This is a genomic window from Phenylobacterium sp., assembly GCF_030693405.1.
Taxonomy (GTDB): Bacteria; Pseudomonadota; Alphaproteobacteria; order Caulobacterales; family Caulobacteraceae; genus Phenylobacterium.
In genome coordinates this window covers 1-12,533 of the sequence record NZ_JAUYAW010000071.1, presented here as the reverse complement: position 1 = coordinate 12,533, position 12,533 = coordinate 1, and the positions used below count along the sequence as shown (strand labels likewise).

Below are 12,533 nucleotides of genomic sequence, written 5' to 3'. Positions count from 1 at the left end.
TTAGGCTCGCGGGAGAGCAGCGAGGGATGGCCGGGGGTTGGTCTTGCGCCGGACCTGCCCCCCAAACCTTGGACCAGGTCGGGCCGGGATTTCTCGCCGGTCAGGCGTCGGGTGGGCCATGTGTCCCGGCGCCATTCATGAGCACGGTCGGGCACTTGTCGCCGATCGCGCTGTGGGGACGATGTTCGTTGTAGTCCCTACGCCAAGCCTCGCATTTTGATCAGGCGTCGTCGAGGGACATGAACCAGGCGGTGTTCAAGCATTCGGCCCGGACCTTGCCGTTGAAGGACTCCGCAAAGGCGTTGTCCGTCGGCTTGCCAGGGCGGCTGAAGTCCAGGATGACGCCCCGCTGGTAGGCCCAGAGATCAAGGTCGCGGGAGACAAATTCGGGGCCATTGTCGACGCGGATGACCCGTGGATAGCCGACCGCCTTGCTGGCCAGTTCCAGCGTCTGGACGACGTCGCAGGCCTTGTAGGCAAAGCGGGGATCCAGCGCCGGCGAACACCGACTGAAGGTGTCTATTATCGCCAGGATGCGTATCTTACGCCCGTCGAAGAGCTGGTGTGCGCCGTCGACAACTTCACCCGCGAGGCCCTGGCGCTGATCGTGGACACCTCGATCGGCGGCCATCGCATGGCACGCTGCCTGATCGCCCGGCATGGAATGCCACCCACCATCGTCAGCAACAACGGCACGGAAATGACAAGCCGTGCGATGTTGGAATGGACCAACCGCACCGGGACCGGCTGGCACTACATCGCGCCGAGCAAACCACAGCAGAATGGCTTCGTGGAGAGCTTCAACGGCAAGCTGCACGACGAGGGCCTGAACGAGAAGGTCTTCGCGCACCCAGCGAACGCCCGGGCCGTAATCGAGCGCTGGCGGCGCGATTACAACAAATCTGCGGCCCCACTCAGCGCATAGCGGCCCAATGCCGGAAGCAGTGCGGCTGAACCCCGCGGCCGGTCGGCTGCGCAACCTCAAAGGTTATGGCGCCCGGCCGCCACCGCCAGCGCTGCAGATCAACTATCAAACCCCTGGGCTCCCACAACGATCGAGGGACCGGAGGGGGCAGGTCACCTGACCAGGCAACTTGCCACCAACGGAAGGGGTGGACCGTCTCCCTGCTATCGCTCGGAAACGGCCCACTGTTGGCTTAGAACCGGTACTGGAATTCTATCCCATAGGTCCGAGGAAAGTTCGGCTTCAATGTGGTACGCTGGATTCCGCTGGCCGAGGGGGCTCCGGTTCGGAAGTCCTGATAGGCCAACTCATCAAAGGCGTTCTTGACGTAGCCGATCACCGTGTAGCGATCGTCGGCGTCCTTCCAAAGCGCCCGGAAGTCGACGACTTCGTTCGATGGCGAGCGGAAGCCCGGCTGAGCAAAAACGACGGCCTGTTGCTCGTCGGTGAAGGTGTAGGTGGCCCCAAGTACGAGATCGCCCTCAGCCAACTCGACTGTATAATTCAGTCCTAGGTTGAGTTTGTTCTCCGGAGTTATGGGAAGCCTGTTCCCAACGAGGGTCTGGAGCCTGCTTCCGTCCGGCAACACGACGCCCGTAGGTCGCGCGCCCGCCTGCAGAGCCTTCGGGTCGGCTGTATCGACGAAGCAGCAGCCGCTCTTAATCTCGGTATTGAGGTACGAATAGCTCGCGAAAATCTGAAGATGATCGATCGGAGCCCACTGGGCCTCCATCTCAAGGCCCCAACTCACAGCGTCCAGATTCACGAACTGACTGCCCGTTAAGCCCGCCGCGGGGTCAAGAACCACGGTCAGCGGCGCCTGAAAACCCTGATAGTCCGCGTAGAACAGCGCAGAATTCAGTTGGAAGCGCCGCCCCACATTTTTCTTCAGCCCGAGCTCGAAGTTGTCAACATATTCGGGATCAGCATAGGGGATCGGAGCGAGGCCGCTCGAGGCCTGCCAACCACCCGACTTATAGCCGCGGCTGTAACGGGCGTAGGCGTTGGTGTCGCTGTCCGGCTGCCATTGCAGACCCAAGGTCCCGGTCCAGGCGTCGTAGTCGCCCGACAGGTCACGCGTCAGACCACCGCCTGAGAGCTCACGTACATTGGCGTACAACGGGTTGGCCAGGCAGGACGCGATGGTTGGGCCGCCGCATATGGCAAAGGTTGTCAAATCCACCGCGATCCCTTGTCCGACGGCGGCTGGTATCCCCGCGGCGGCCAAGATTGTTGTCGTGGTGTTGGTGCGCGACACGTAGCGAGCCGAGTCTGTACCCGACTTCTCATCGACCGTGTACCGGATGCCACCCGTAAACGTGATGGTATCGGTGATATCATAGTCGACCTGAAGAAAGGCCGCGTAAGAATCCACCTCAAGCGTACCGTCTACGAAGAGATAGTTCCCCATCGGGTTCGGTGCCGCCGGGCCACTGGTCGCCAGATTGATCGGGTTCTGAACGGCCGGATCGTTAAGGACCCGCTGGCCCTGGGGTTGCGCGTAGGTTTGATGATACTGGTACAGACCGGCGATCCAGCGCAGTGGCCCGCCCGTGTTCGATGACAGGTTGATCTCGTTGGAGTACCATTTTTGGTCCTCGCGGTAGAAGAACCTCTGGTCTGGCGACACGCCCGTAGCGGTGTAGGCGCCGAAAGGCGTCGCGGTCGGCACGCTGAATAGGCCGGTGCGCGATGAACGATCCTCGTCCCCAGCCGTGTCGTAGAGATAGGATTGGTAGCCGGCCAGATACTTGAGGGTCATGCCGCCAAGATCCCAGGTAAGGTCTAAGTGCAATCGCTCATGATTACTGAGCTTACCTTCACTCGTCTGGTTGGTGCTGATCTTGTAGGGGTCGGTCATCGCCGGATTAGTTCCTGCGAAGCCGAAGGTCGGATTGTAGTAGAGGCCAGCATTGCCGAGACCGGTCGGAGACGTGGTGTCGTAGCGGCTCGTGATCGACTCGTGGACGTTGCCAACGCCGAAGCTGTCATCCCAGTCGAATTTCGTATAGCGCAGGCGGGCCGTGATGTTCTCGCCAAGATCGGCTTCCAGCTGGGCCTCGACTATGTACCGTTTAACAGCGCTGGAATCGCCGGCAGGCCCGAGGTTCTCGAAGAAGCCTTCCTCTCGGCGCTCCAGAGAGCCCCCGAGAAGGAAGCGTAGGCCATCCGTGATCGGTCCACGAACCAAGGCGTCGGTTCGCCAGGTGCCGTAGTTCCCAAGAACGGCACGGACCTCACCGTTGAAATCCTCCGTTGGACGCTTGGCGATGATGTTCAGCGCCCCGCCGATGGAATTACGTCCGTACAGCGTGCCTTGCGGTCCACGCAGAATCTCCGTGCGTTCGATAAACAGTGACGGCGTGGCTGCATCAGCCATGGAGTTTGAGAATATTCCGTCGGAGTACAGCGCTACGGAAGGATCGGTTCCGATAGCATTGGTCAGGCGACCAAAGCCTCGGATCGAGAGGCGGTCGTTGTTGGTATAAGTGACGCTCGGCGATACACGCGCCAAATCCTCGACGTTGGCTACCCCAAGCACGTCGCGCCGCTCACTTGTATAGGCCGTCACGGCCACGGGCACATCCTGAAGGCGCTGATCGCGCCTTTCAGCCGTCACCACCAGCTCTTCAATGGTGAAGCCGGTGTCTTGCGCCCAACCAGGCGAGGCCGCAGCCAGAGCGAGCGCGGATGCGCCGCTCGCGAAGGCGAATCGTAGATTCTTGCAATTTTTCATGTTTCCCCCCTCAGTCGCTAGGCATTATTGCCTCTATGCTGACGGTAATGGCCATTACCATAACGCCGTTCACGCCTGAGGCAATGCCCCTCCCTCGGGTCGCGCGACCAGCCACTGGTCGGTGCTTAAAATAAGTCCGAAGTCGCTCGTGAAAAATATCAACGCCTTGATTTGACGGTCAATCCCGGCGATTTCAGATATTCGTTTTCGCAAGTTTTGGGGATTGGGTGCGCAAAAGCTTGCGAATTGCGCGGGCCGATCGGTTTGTTGTATCTCCGCTTTTCGACCTGTGATTCACTGATCGGGTGGTGATTTGGGGTGCGCCCGTTGCGTCCGAAACCGCCGCGGTTCGCCCGATGCAGTTCGCCGGCGCCCTGGTCGACCTGCCACAGTCCACCGGACAAGCGTTGCCGGAGATCGGGCCAGACAGCCCCTGCTATCTCCAGTTCTCGTCCGGCAGCACGCGCTTTCCCACCGGCGCCTTTGTCCGCCGTCCGCTGCTCTGGCTCGACCTTATGGGCAAGAACGGTACGACCATCTCCTACAGCCCCACCTTCGGCTACGAGCTCTGCGCGCGGCGGGCCGAGAACGCCAGCCTCGAAGGCTATGACCTGTCGCGCTGGCGGATCGCCGGCCTCGGCGGCGACATGGTCCGCACCAAGCCCCTGCGGGACTTCGCCGCGCGCTTCGCGGCGGCGGGCTTCGACCCCCAGGCTTTCGTGGCCAGCTATGGCATGGCCGAGGCGACGCTGGCCCTGACCATGGCGCCCCTGGGCAAGGGCCTGGTCACCGAGCGACTGGATGTGCACCGCCTGGAGCGCGACGGCGTGGCGGCCTCAGGCGCGCCCTCGCCCCGCGTCCGGGAGTTCGCCCGCTGCGGGCCGCCCCTGCCGGGGCACGAGCTTCAGGTCCGCGGCGAGCGGGGCGAGATCCTGCCGGAGCGCCGGACCGGTCGGGTCTTCGCCCGCGGCCCCAGCCTGATGAGCGGCTACTTCCAGGACCCCGACGCCACCGCCCGCGTCCTGGGCGCCGAGGGTTGGCTCGACACCGGCGACCTCGGCTATCTGTCGGAGGGCGAGATCGTCCTGACCGGGCGCAGCAAGGACCTGATCATCCTCAATGGCCGCAATATCTGGCCGCAGGACCTGGAATGGACCGCTGAGGCCGAGATCGCCGGCCTGCGCAGCGGCGATGTCGCCGCCTTCTCCGTTCCCGCCGAGGGCGAGGAGGCGGTGATCGTCCTGGTCCAGACCCGCAGCAGCGACGCTGAAACGCGCCAGAAGCTGGCCGTCGAGGTCACCGACCTGCTCCGCCAGCGCCACGGCGTGGAGGCCCAGGTGAACCTTGTCGGCGGGCACGCCCTGCCCCAGACCTCGTCGGGCAAGCTCAGCCGTTCGCGGGCCAAGGCTGAGTATCTCGCCGGGCTGGCCGAAGCCGAGCCGGCCTAGGGTGTCACGGGGTCTCGTCACGGTCACCGGCGCGACGGGGTTCCTCGGCCGCTATCTCGTGCCCGCGCTCGCGGCCGACGGCTGGCGCATACGGGTGCTGGCCCGCCGCGACGTTATCCACCCCCTGTGGCGCGGCCTGGAGGTCGAGGTCGTGCCCGGCGATCTGGGAGATGATCGCGCCCTGGACAGGGCCTGCGCCGGCGCCGACGTCGTCATTCATGGGGCTGGCCTGATCAAGGCGCGCAGCCGGGCCGCCTTCTTCATCGTCAATGAGCAAGGCGCCCGCCGGGTGGCTGAGCGCGCCGAGGGCGCGGTGCTGCTGATCTCCAGCCTGGCCGCGCGGGAGCCCGGACTTTCGGACTACGCCGCCAGCAAGCGGGCCGGCGAGACGGCGGCGCACGCAGTGCTGGGCGAGCGCCTGACCATCGTGCGCCCCCCGGCCCTTTACGGCCCCGGCGACGCCGAGACCCTGCCCCTCTTCCAGCTGGCCGCCGCAAGTCCGATCCTGCCGCTTCTCGATCCGAAGGCGCGGATGGCCATGATGCATGTCGAGGACGCGGCGCGGCAGATCGCCGCCCTGACGGGACAGCCGGGCGGCCAGACGCTCAGCCTGTCCGATCCTCGCCCCCAGGGCTATGGCTGGCGCGAGGTGTTCCAGACGGCGGCGGACGCCTTTGGCCGCAGGCCCCGCTTCCAGCGGATCCCCAACGCCGCCCTGGGCGTCGTCGCCGTGATGGGCGCGGCGCGGGGCGGTCGATCGGCCCCCATGCTGACCTTCGGCAAGCTGCGAGAGTTGACGCACCTGGACTGGTCGGTGGCGCCGGGCGAGCAGATTTCCGGACTTCCGCCGGCCCGCTTTAATCTCGCCGACGGGTTCCTACATACGGTTCAGGGGTATGCGGCCTCCGGCGTCAGGTTTCGCAAACCGCCGCTACAGCAGGCGATCAGGTGCTGACGCCCGCGTCATATTGCGCCAAAGATGCGGCGTTAACGGACGATCGTTCTAGGGGGCGAGTCGGTCTCTATGCAACTGGTGACAGATCCCACCGTGCTTGAGGTGGCGAAGGCCGCTGAGGCCGTGCTGGAGCGCGAGGTCCTTGTGACCGCGTCATCCGACATCTCGCGCGACCTCGCCGTGGACTCCCTGGCCCTCATGAACATCGTGATGGAGCTCGAAGATCGCTTCGACATCTCCATCCCCATCGACCGCCTGAGCGAAGTCCAGACCGTGGGCGATCTCGCGGCGCTTATCGACAACATCCGGAACAAGGTTTGAGCATGGCTCTGCTCGATAGGCACGCGGCGTCCAGAGACGCCTATAAGGCGCTTCGCGATACGGCGGCCGATCCGTTCGGGGTCCGGTTCGATGCGGTCATCTCCCCCACGGAGGGCGTCGTCGACGGCCGTCCGACCATTCTGCTCGGCACCAACAACTATCTGGGCCTGACCTTTGACGAGGCCTGTGTCGAGGAGTCGGTCCGCGCAGTGCGCGAGCGGGGCACCGGCACTACGGGGTCGCGCATCGCCAATGGCAGCTATGAGGGCCATGTGGAGCTGGAGCGCGCCCTGGAAGCCTTCTATGGCCGCCAGCACGCCATGGTGTTCACCACGGGCTATCAGGCCAATCTGGGCGTGCTCTCGACCCTGGTCGGTCGGGGCGACCACCTGCTTCTGGACGCCGACAGCCACGCCAGCATCTATGACGGCTCGCGCCTGGGCCACGCCGAGGTCACCCGCTTCCGCCACAACGATCCCGAGGATCTCTACAAGCGCCTGCGTCGCCTCAAGGACGCGCCCGGCGAGAAGCTCATCGTCGTCGAGGGCATCTACTCGATGGTCGGCGACGTGGCGCCCCTGCGGGAGATCGCGGCGGTGAAGCGCGAGATGGGCGCCTATCTGCTGGTGGATGAGGCCCATTCCATGGGCGTCCTGGGGGCGACCGGCCGCGGTCTGGCCGAGGAGGTGGCGGCCGAGGCCGATGTGGACGTCATCGTCGGCACCTTCTCCAAGAGCCTGGGCTCGGTGGGCGGCTTCTGTGTCTCGGACATGGATGATTTCGATGTCATGCGCATCGTCTGCCGCCCCTACATGTTCACCGCCTCCCTGCCGCCGGCGGTGATCGCCTCGACCCTGGGCGCCCTGCGCCGGATCCAGGAGGCGCCGGAACTGCGCCACCGGCTGCACGCCAACGCCCAGCACCTCTATGACGGGCTCACCGCCCTGGGGCTGGCGACGGGGCCGACCTGCAGCCCGATCGTGGCCGTCACCATGCCGGACCAGGCGGTGGCCGCCGCCATGTGGAACCTGCTGCTGCAGAACGGGGTCTATCTCAATCTCGCCCTGCCCCCGGCGACCCCGGACAACCGCCCCCTGCTCCGCTCGAGCGTCAGCGCGGCCCACAGCATCGAACAGCTGGACCAGGTCATCGCGGTGATGGGCAAGGTGGCGCGCGAACTCGGCGTGCTGGCGACCGAACCCAAGCGTGCCCGCGGCTGAAGGTCGGGTCGGTCGGCGCCCTCAGGCGCGGTCGCGGCCGGCGGTCTGCGCGCGACGGGCCTTCCACAGCCGCCAGAACACCCCGGGCGAGGCCAGGATGGGGTGCTTCTCCCGCCACGGCGTGAGCGGCACGCGCAGGCCGGTGTGCCGCTCGATCTTCCAGGCGGCGTAGCGGGCCGCCCCCTCGAAGGTGAAGGCCGCCTTGGCGAGACGGGCCAGGTTGAGCGGCTTGCCAAGCGCGCGCCTAAGTCGCCAGGCCGCCAGGATGCGCCCCCGCTCATGGTCGTCCAACACGGGCCGCACCGTCCCATCACCCGGCGTCTCCTCGAACGCCAGGCCCTGCGCCCGCCAGGCCGCCAGCAGCAGCCGCTCGTAGCGGCCGGGATCGACGCCCAGGATATCGTTCTCCCGCCCGCGGGCCTCGACGCGGAACTCCGCCGCATAGGTCTGGCGAAATAGGGCCCGCCAGTAGTCCAGGGCAGGGCCTTCCGATGGACCGAGGGCGGCGGCGAACCGGGCCGCGGCGCAGGCGGCCTCGGAGACGGCCCGGGAGATGTCCCGAAGGGTGTCCGCATCCGACGCCCAGACCAGGGCCGAGGGCTGGACGAAGCGCGTCCAGATGGTCGTGTCGATCCGCCGTCCCGTGACCGCCGAGCGGAACTGGGCCAGGGTCATGGTCGCCACCTTGGCCCGCAGGATACGGCCGTCGAGCTCCAGCTCGTGGTAGCTGACATCGGGCCAGAGAACCCGGCCCGCCAGGCCGCGCCAACCCGGGCGCGGGCCATGGGTAAGGACGTAGAAGTCCACCACGCCGTCCAGATCGCCTGTGCGCAGGACCGATCCGTAGAACAGAACCGCGGCGACGCCCTCGATGCGACTGGCCAGCGCCTGCGCCATGGCGCGCCCCGGCGGTGGGGCGGCCCGCGCCAGGTCTTCGCCGACCAGGGTCTGCAGAGCCTCCATCACGGGACCAGGAATCGCACAGGCGCGCCCAGGCCGATCGCGATCTCGCCGCCGGGGAACACCTCGCCGTCAACGACCACGGGCGCCGGGCTGGAAACCACAACGCGCTCGGCCAGGCTCCGACGGTAACCTTGGCGTCGCAGCCAGGTCTCAGCGCGACCCATCAGCACGGCCGGCAGGGCCAGCGCCAGTCGCCTGGGGGGGGGCGGCGACGTCCAAGACTTTCATCCCATCCTGCGGGGGACCGAAGGGGCGAAGCCCGAGGGGCAGGCGCTTGAGCGACGTGGCCAGCACGACGAAGCGCGGGGCGAGCGTCGTCTCGCGCCCATCGATGGACAGGCTCGCGCGCACCCCCTGGCGCCAGCCGTCGCCGTCCTGGCCAAACAGTGCGCCAAAGGCTGCGCCGACGACCGTCAAGGCCACCGCCAGGCTGTGGAAGGCCCCCATGCGGTGGACGGACTGCGACATCTGGGTGGCGCGAACGAAGGCGCCGAGGCCAAAGATGAACCCCGCGAGATCCGCCTGCTCATCGCCAGCCCAGCCCAGGGCCAGGGGACGCCGTGTCTTCAGGTTCAGCGGGCCACGGGTGATCCGCGCCAGAGTTGCGTCCAGGGTCCAGCCGGGCCGGATCCCGAGGTCGAGGGCCAGTACGTTGGTCTTGCCAGAGGGCAAGACGGCCAGAATTGGCGTTGAGGCGCCGAGCCTGATTAAAAGATCGGACGGTTCCGTCTGATCGCATCAGTCTCTAGCGCTGATAGCGCATGGAGATGGGGACCTGGGTGGTGCCTGGTCCGGCGCGGAACCGCACGCTCTCAAAGGACGGAAGGCCGACGCGGGTCGGCGCATTGTTGGAAAACCCGAACCCCTCCGCCGGCATGCCGATGATCGTCCGGTTGAAGTCATGATCGCTGTTGACGTCGTGATAGATGGCGATGGCGTAGTAGGCCGGCTCGGGAACCCAGAAACAGACCTCGGTCATCCGCGGCGTCGCCTTCACCCGTGCGCGCAGCAGCTTGCCCTTGGGCGCCAGGAACCGGCGGGGGTTGTCGGGATAGAGGGTGACCGCCACCTCCCCCTTGATCGGGCTCACGCCGGTGACCGCCACCGAGACCTTGTGCGGCCCTTCACGGCCCACGCATTGGTCGGCCGCCAGGCTGGGCGCAGCGACCCCGAGCGACACGACGAAGGCAAGGCCCGCAAGGGCTGTTCGGACTTTCATGGGCTGTGACGACCCCCTATGTTTGCGCCGACGGCGGATGGCGCCCGATCAGCAGGGTGCTTCATGAGCAATGCGACCGCGGTAAACTTTGGCTATCCCCACTCGATGGTGGGTGAGACTGACCATTGGCTGTTGCTGGTGCGCCCCAAGCAGCCTACATTTGGGTCTCTCGTCCTTGTGTGCAAGGAGCCCGTCCAGGCATTTTCAGATCTGAGCGGCCAGGCCTTTGAAGATCTGCAGGTGGCGGTCCGCGGGATTGAGCGTCTTCTGCGCCAGACTGTGGACTACGCCAAGATCAACTATCTGATGCTCATGATGGTCGATCCCGATGTACATTTCCACGTGATTCCCCGGTACGAGGGCGTGCGTGAACACGCGGGCGAGACCTTCGCCGACGCCGGCTGGCCGGGCCAGCCCAACCTGGCGTCGGCCGTGGCGCTCAGTCCCGAAGGTCTTGCGGCGCTGGCCGAGGCCTGGCGGCGCGAGTGGCGCGCGGCGTGACCACGGCTCTGACGCCCAAGCCCACCTTTACGTTCGGTCTGCCCCTGCTCGACCGCTACGTCCTGCGGCTGACGGCAGGCCCGATGCTGGGCTGCCTGGCCGTGACCCTGATCGCCCTCCTGCTCGAACGGGCGCTGCGCCTTCTCGACCTGCTGGCCCAGAGCAGCGATCGTTTCGGCTTCGTGGTGCAGCTGACCGGCCAGCTGGTGCCTCACTATTTTGGCCTCGCCCTGCCGGTGGCCTTCTTCGTCGCGCTGTTCATTGTCATCACGCGGCTGAGCGACGGGTCGGAGATCGACGCCCTGCTGGCCAGCGGCGTGTCCCTCCCCCGGCTAGCCACCCCCTTCATCTGCCTGGGCCTGGCGCTCACCTTGGTCAGCCTGATCGTGTTCGGCTACATGCAGCCCTACAGCCGCTACGCCTATCGGGCGGTGATGCACGCGGCGGCCAACGCCGGCTGGAACGGCGAACTGCAGGCGGGCGCCTTCGTCACCGAGGATCGTCTGATCATGACCGCCGACCGGGCTGACCCCCAGGGTCAGCGGCTGGAGGGGCTGTTCATACGCCGGCTGACGCCGACCGGCCGCGAAGAGGTGATCACCGCCACCACGGCCGACCTGCAGGTGTCCCAGGACCGGTTGAATGTGACCCTCAACCTCCAGAACGGCCGGCGCATCCTGGAGGGGACGGACGGGGTCTATGACATCCTGGATTTCGACAGTTTCAGCACCACCGCCCCCCTGGCCGGCGCCACCGAACTGCTCCGCGCCCGCGGCGGCGATGAACGCGAACTGACCCTGGGCGAGCTGGCCCGCCTGGCGGGGTCCGGCGACAGCGTCCTGCCCCGCAGCACCCTGCTGTCGGAGCTCTACGGCCGGCTGGCGCGGGCCGCCTTCCTGCCCTTCCTGCCGCTGATCGCCTTTCCCCTCGGCCTGGCGACCAAGCGGGGACGGCGCACGCCGGGCCTGGTCTTCGCCGGCATTCTGCTGCTGGCCTTCCAGCACGCCCTGCAGCTTGGCCAGTCCCTGGCCGAAAGCGGGGTCGTCCCGGCCTTCTTCGGGATCTGGACGCCCTTCGCTCTGTTCACCGGGTTTGGCGTCTGGATGTTCCTGGGCAGCCGGAACAGGCCCGGCGAGACGCCCATCAGCCGGTTGATCGGCACGGCCGGGGACAGGATCACCCGGGCGATGGCGGCGCGGGATGCGCGGGTCCAGGCCTCGTGAAGCTCTACGCCTACATCCTGTCGATCGTCGGCACGCGCATCCTGGCCGCCGCCGCCATCCTGCTGGGCATCCTGCAGGTGCTGGAATTGCTCGACGCCACCCCGGAGATCCTTGAGCGCGGCCTGGGGCTGGGCGGCGTCGCCTAGCTTGAATCACAGACCACGACGAAGCGGAATCCCCGCTCACGCCTTTTCCAAACAGCCTCTCAGAGCCGAATGCAATTTCGCGAACCGTGAGGCGCGGATAGACCATTGCACACCTGCCAAAAAAAAGGGCGGCACGGCCGGTCTTCCGCGCCGCCTAAGCTGCCCTGGGCCCCGGGAGGTAGGCTGGAGCTTTGGGCAGGATGGGGCCGCAGTGCGTGCTCTCAGAGACGAAAAGCCGAATACCGTGCGAGCCTCATCGGCTGATGGCTGGTACACGTCATTCTCGTAAGTCGCAATACGATAAATGACCTCATGATGAGGATCAGCACTGAGAGTTTTGGTCGGTTGTTGAAATGGCCAAAACGAAGCGTGAGTGTTTGGTGGCGTGGTCGTCCGGCCCCTGGGGCGAAACCCTGCAGGTCGAGCCATCTTGCAAACCACCCTCTCTTTGAAGGCCCCTCGCAGGCGTTCGTCCCGGCAAGCCGGCATACCCCCATATATGGCAAGTTGGCCCGTCGCGACCGGCGGTGAGCACGGGACCCGCGGAGGGCGGCCAAGCTCACCATGTCATTTAATACATAGTAGTTTCGGGCTAACAGATATATATTTTGCGATCGTACACGATGGGTGATCGCCAAGCGACCGCGCTTGGACCAGACAGCAAGAAGCGGCGGCCATCCGTCAATGCTGCGCGCGCACAAGCGCAGGCGCGGCGAGGACGCTTCCCTGAAACGACGCGGGCTTGGATAAAGATGATGAAGAAGCCCATATCCGCTGACTCCCACATTACCGAGCCGCAACATTGCTACGTCGACTACATCGATCCGAAGTTTCGT

Annotated in this window: 12 protein-coding genes and 2 pseudogenes; 9 read left to right on the top strand and 5 right to left on the bottom strand. The window is 65.9% G+C overall.

Annotation, left to right across the window (positions count from 1 at the left end):
* Positions 1–100 precede the first annotated feature (100 nt).
* Positions 101–562 (bottom strand): annotated as a pseudogene (locus Q8N19_RS14850) (integrase core domain-containing protein); the annotation flags it as partial.
* 102 nt (positions 563–664) lie between these two features.
* Here Q8N19_RS14850 and Q8N19_RS14845 point away from each other — a divergent pair.
* Complete coding sequence (locus Q8N19_RS14845; protein ID WP_371133873.1) at positions 665–925, top strand: integrase core domain-containing protein; 261 nt, start codon at positions 665–667, stop codon at positions 923–925.
* Positions 926–1,157: 232 nt separating this feature from the next.
* On the opposite strand, the gene Q8N19_RS14840 is transcribed toward Q8N19_RS14845, so the two are convergent.
* Positions 1,158–3,701, bottom strand: a complete 2,544-nt coding sequence (locus Q8N19_RS14840; protein WP_304754495.1) for a TonB-dependent receptor — start codon at positions 3,699–3,701, stop codon at positions 1,158–1,160.
* Between the two features lie 332 nt (positions 3,702–4,033).
* On the opposite strand from Q8N19_RS14840, the pseudogene Q8N19_RS14835 reads away from it, so the two are divergent.
* The 4 genes and pseudogenes from Q8N19_RS14835 to Q8N19_RS14820 form a co-directional block, all read left to right on the top strand.
* Positions 4,034–5,149 (top strand): annotated as a pseudogene (locus Q8N19_RS14835) (AMP-binding protein); the annotation flags it as partial.
* A gap of 1 nt (position 5,150) precedes the next feature.
* Positions 5,151–6,104 (top strand): NAD(P)-dependent oxidoreductase, encoded by a 954-nt coding sequence (locus tag Q8N19_RS14830; RefSeq protein ID WP_304754496.1) that lies wholly within the window; start codon positions 5,151–5,153, stop codon positions 6,102–6,104.
* Between the two features lie 69 nt (positions 6,105–6,173).
* Entirely contained in the window at positions 6,174–6,425 is a 252-nt protein-coding gene (locus tag Q8N19_RS14825; RefSeq protein WP_304754497.1) for an acyl carrier protein, read from the top strand.
* 2 nt (positions 6,426–6,427) lie between these two features.
* Positions 6,428–7,645 (top strand): pyridoxal phosphate-dependent aminotransferase family protein, encoded by a 1,218-nt coding sequence (locus Q8N19_RS14820; RefSeq protein WP_305282681.1) that lies wholly within the window; start codon positions 6,428–6,430, stop codon positions 7,643–7,645.
* Between the two features lie 21 nt (positions 7,646–7,666).
* On the opposite strand, the gene Q8N19_RS14815 is transcribed toward Q8N19_RS14820, so the two are convergent.
* From Q8N19_RS14815 to Q8N19_RS14805, 3 genes are all read right to left on the bottom strand, one after another.
* Positions 7,667–8,608 carry a hypothetical protein gene (locus Q8N19_RS14815; RefSeq protein ID WP_304754499.1) on the bottom strand — a complete coding sequence of 314 codons (942 nt, stop codon included), beginning with the start codon at positions 8,606–8,608 and terminating at the stop codon, positions 7,667–7,669.
* Between the two features lie 150 nt (positions 8,609–8,758).
* Entirely contained in the window at positions 8,759–9,280 is a 522-nt protein-coding gene (locus Q8N19_RS14810) for a hypothetical protein (RefSeq protein ID WP_304754500.1), read from the bottom strand.
* A gap of 73 nt (positions 9,281–9,353) precedes the next feature.
* Entirely contained in the window at positions 9,354–9,827 is a 474-nt protein-coding gene (locus Q8N19_RS14805) for a DUF2141 domain-containing protein (protein WP_293416840.1), read from the bottom strand.
* A gap of 63 nt (positions 9,828–9,890) precedes the next feature.
* On the opposite strand from Q8N19_RS14805, the gene Q8N19_RS14800 reads away from it, so the two are divergent.
* The 4 genes from Q8N19_RS14800 to Q8N19_RS14785 form a co-directional block, all read left to right on the top strand.
* A complete protein-coding gene (locus Q8N19_RS14800) occupies positions 9,891–10,328 on the top strand; it encodes an HIT family protein (RefSeq protein WP_304754501.1) in 438 nt (145 codons plus the stop codon).
* Positions 10,325–11,551, top strand: a complete 1,227-nt coding sequence (locus tag Q8N19_RS14795) for an LptF/LptG family permease (protein WP_304754502.1) — start codon at positions 10,325–10,327, stop codon at positions 11,549–11,551. Before Q8N19_RS14800 ends, Q8N19_RS14795 begins: the two co-directional genes overlap by 4 nt.
* Positions 11,548–11,697, top strand: a complete 150-nt coding sequence (locus Q8N19_RS14790; protein ID WP_304713911.1) for a hypothetical protein — start codon at positions 11,548–11,550, stop codon at positions 11,695–11,697. Before Q8N19_RS14795 ends, Q8N19_RS14790 begins: the two co-directional genes overlap by 4 nt.
* A gap of 623 nt (positions 11,698–12,320) precedes the next feature.
* Positions 12,321–12,533: hypothetical protein (locus tag Q8N19_RS14785; RefSeq protein ID WP_305591963.1), on the top strand; the 213-nt coding region annotated here is incomplete at its 3' end.

Excerpts from the sequence above, each read along its gene's own strand:
- Q8N19_RS14815 (WP_304754499.1), bottom strand. The coding sequence starts at position 8,608 with ATGGAGGCTCTGCAGACCCTGGTCGGCGAAGACCTGGCGCGGGCCGCC.
- Q8N19_RS14805 (WP_293416840.1), bottom strand. The coding sequence starts at position 9,827 with ATGAAAGTCCGAACAGCCCTTGCGGGCCTTGCCTTCGTCGTGTCGCTC.
- Q8N19_RS14825 (WP_304754497.1), top strand. The coding sequence starts at position 6,174 with ATGCAACTGGTGACAGATCCCACCGTGCTTGAGGTGGCGAAGGCCGCT.
- Q8N19_RS14840 (WP_304754495.1), bottom strand. The coding sequence starts at position 3,701 with ATGAAAAATTGCAAGAATCTACGATTCGCCTTCGCGAGCGGCGCATCC.
- Q8N19_RS14845 (WP_371133873.1), top strand. The coding sequence starts at position 665 with ATGCCACCCACCATCGTCAGCAACAACGGCACGGAAATGACAAGCCGT.
- Q8N19_RS14800 (WP_304754501.1), top strand. The coding sequence starts at position 9,891 with ATGAGCAATGCGACCGCGGTAAACTTTGGCTATCCCCACTCGATGGTG.
- Q8N19_RS14820 (WP_305282681.1), top strand. The coding sequence starts at position 6,428 with ATGGCTCTGCTCGATAGGCACGCGGCGTCCAGAGACGCCTATAAGGCG.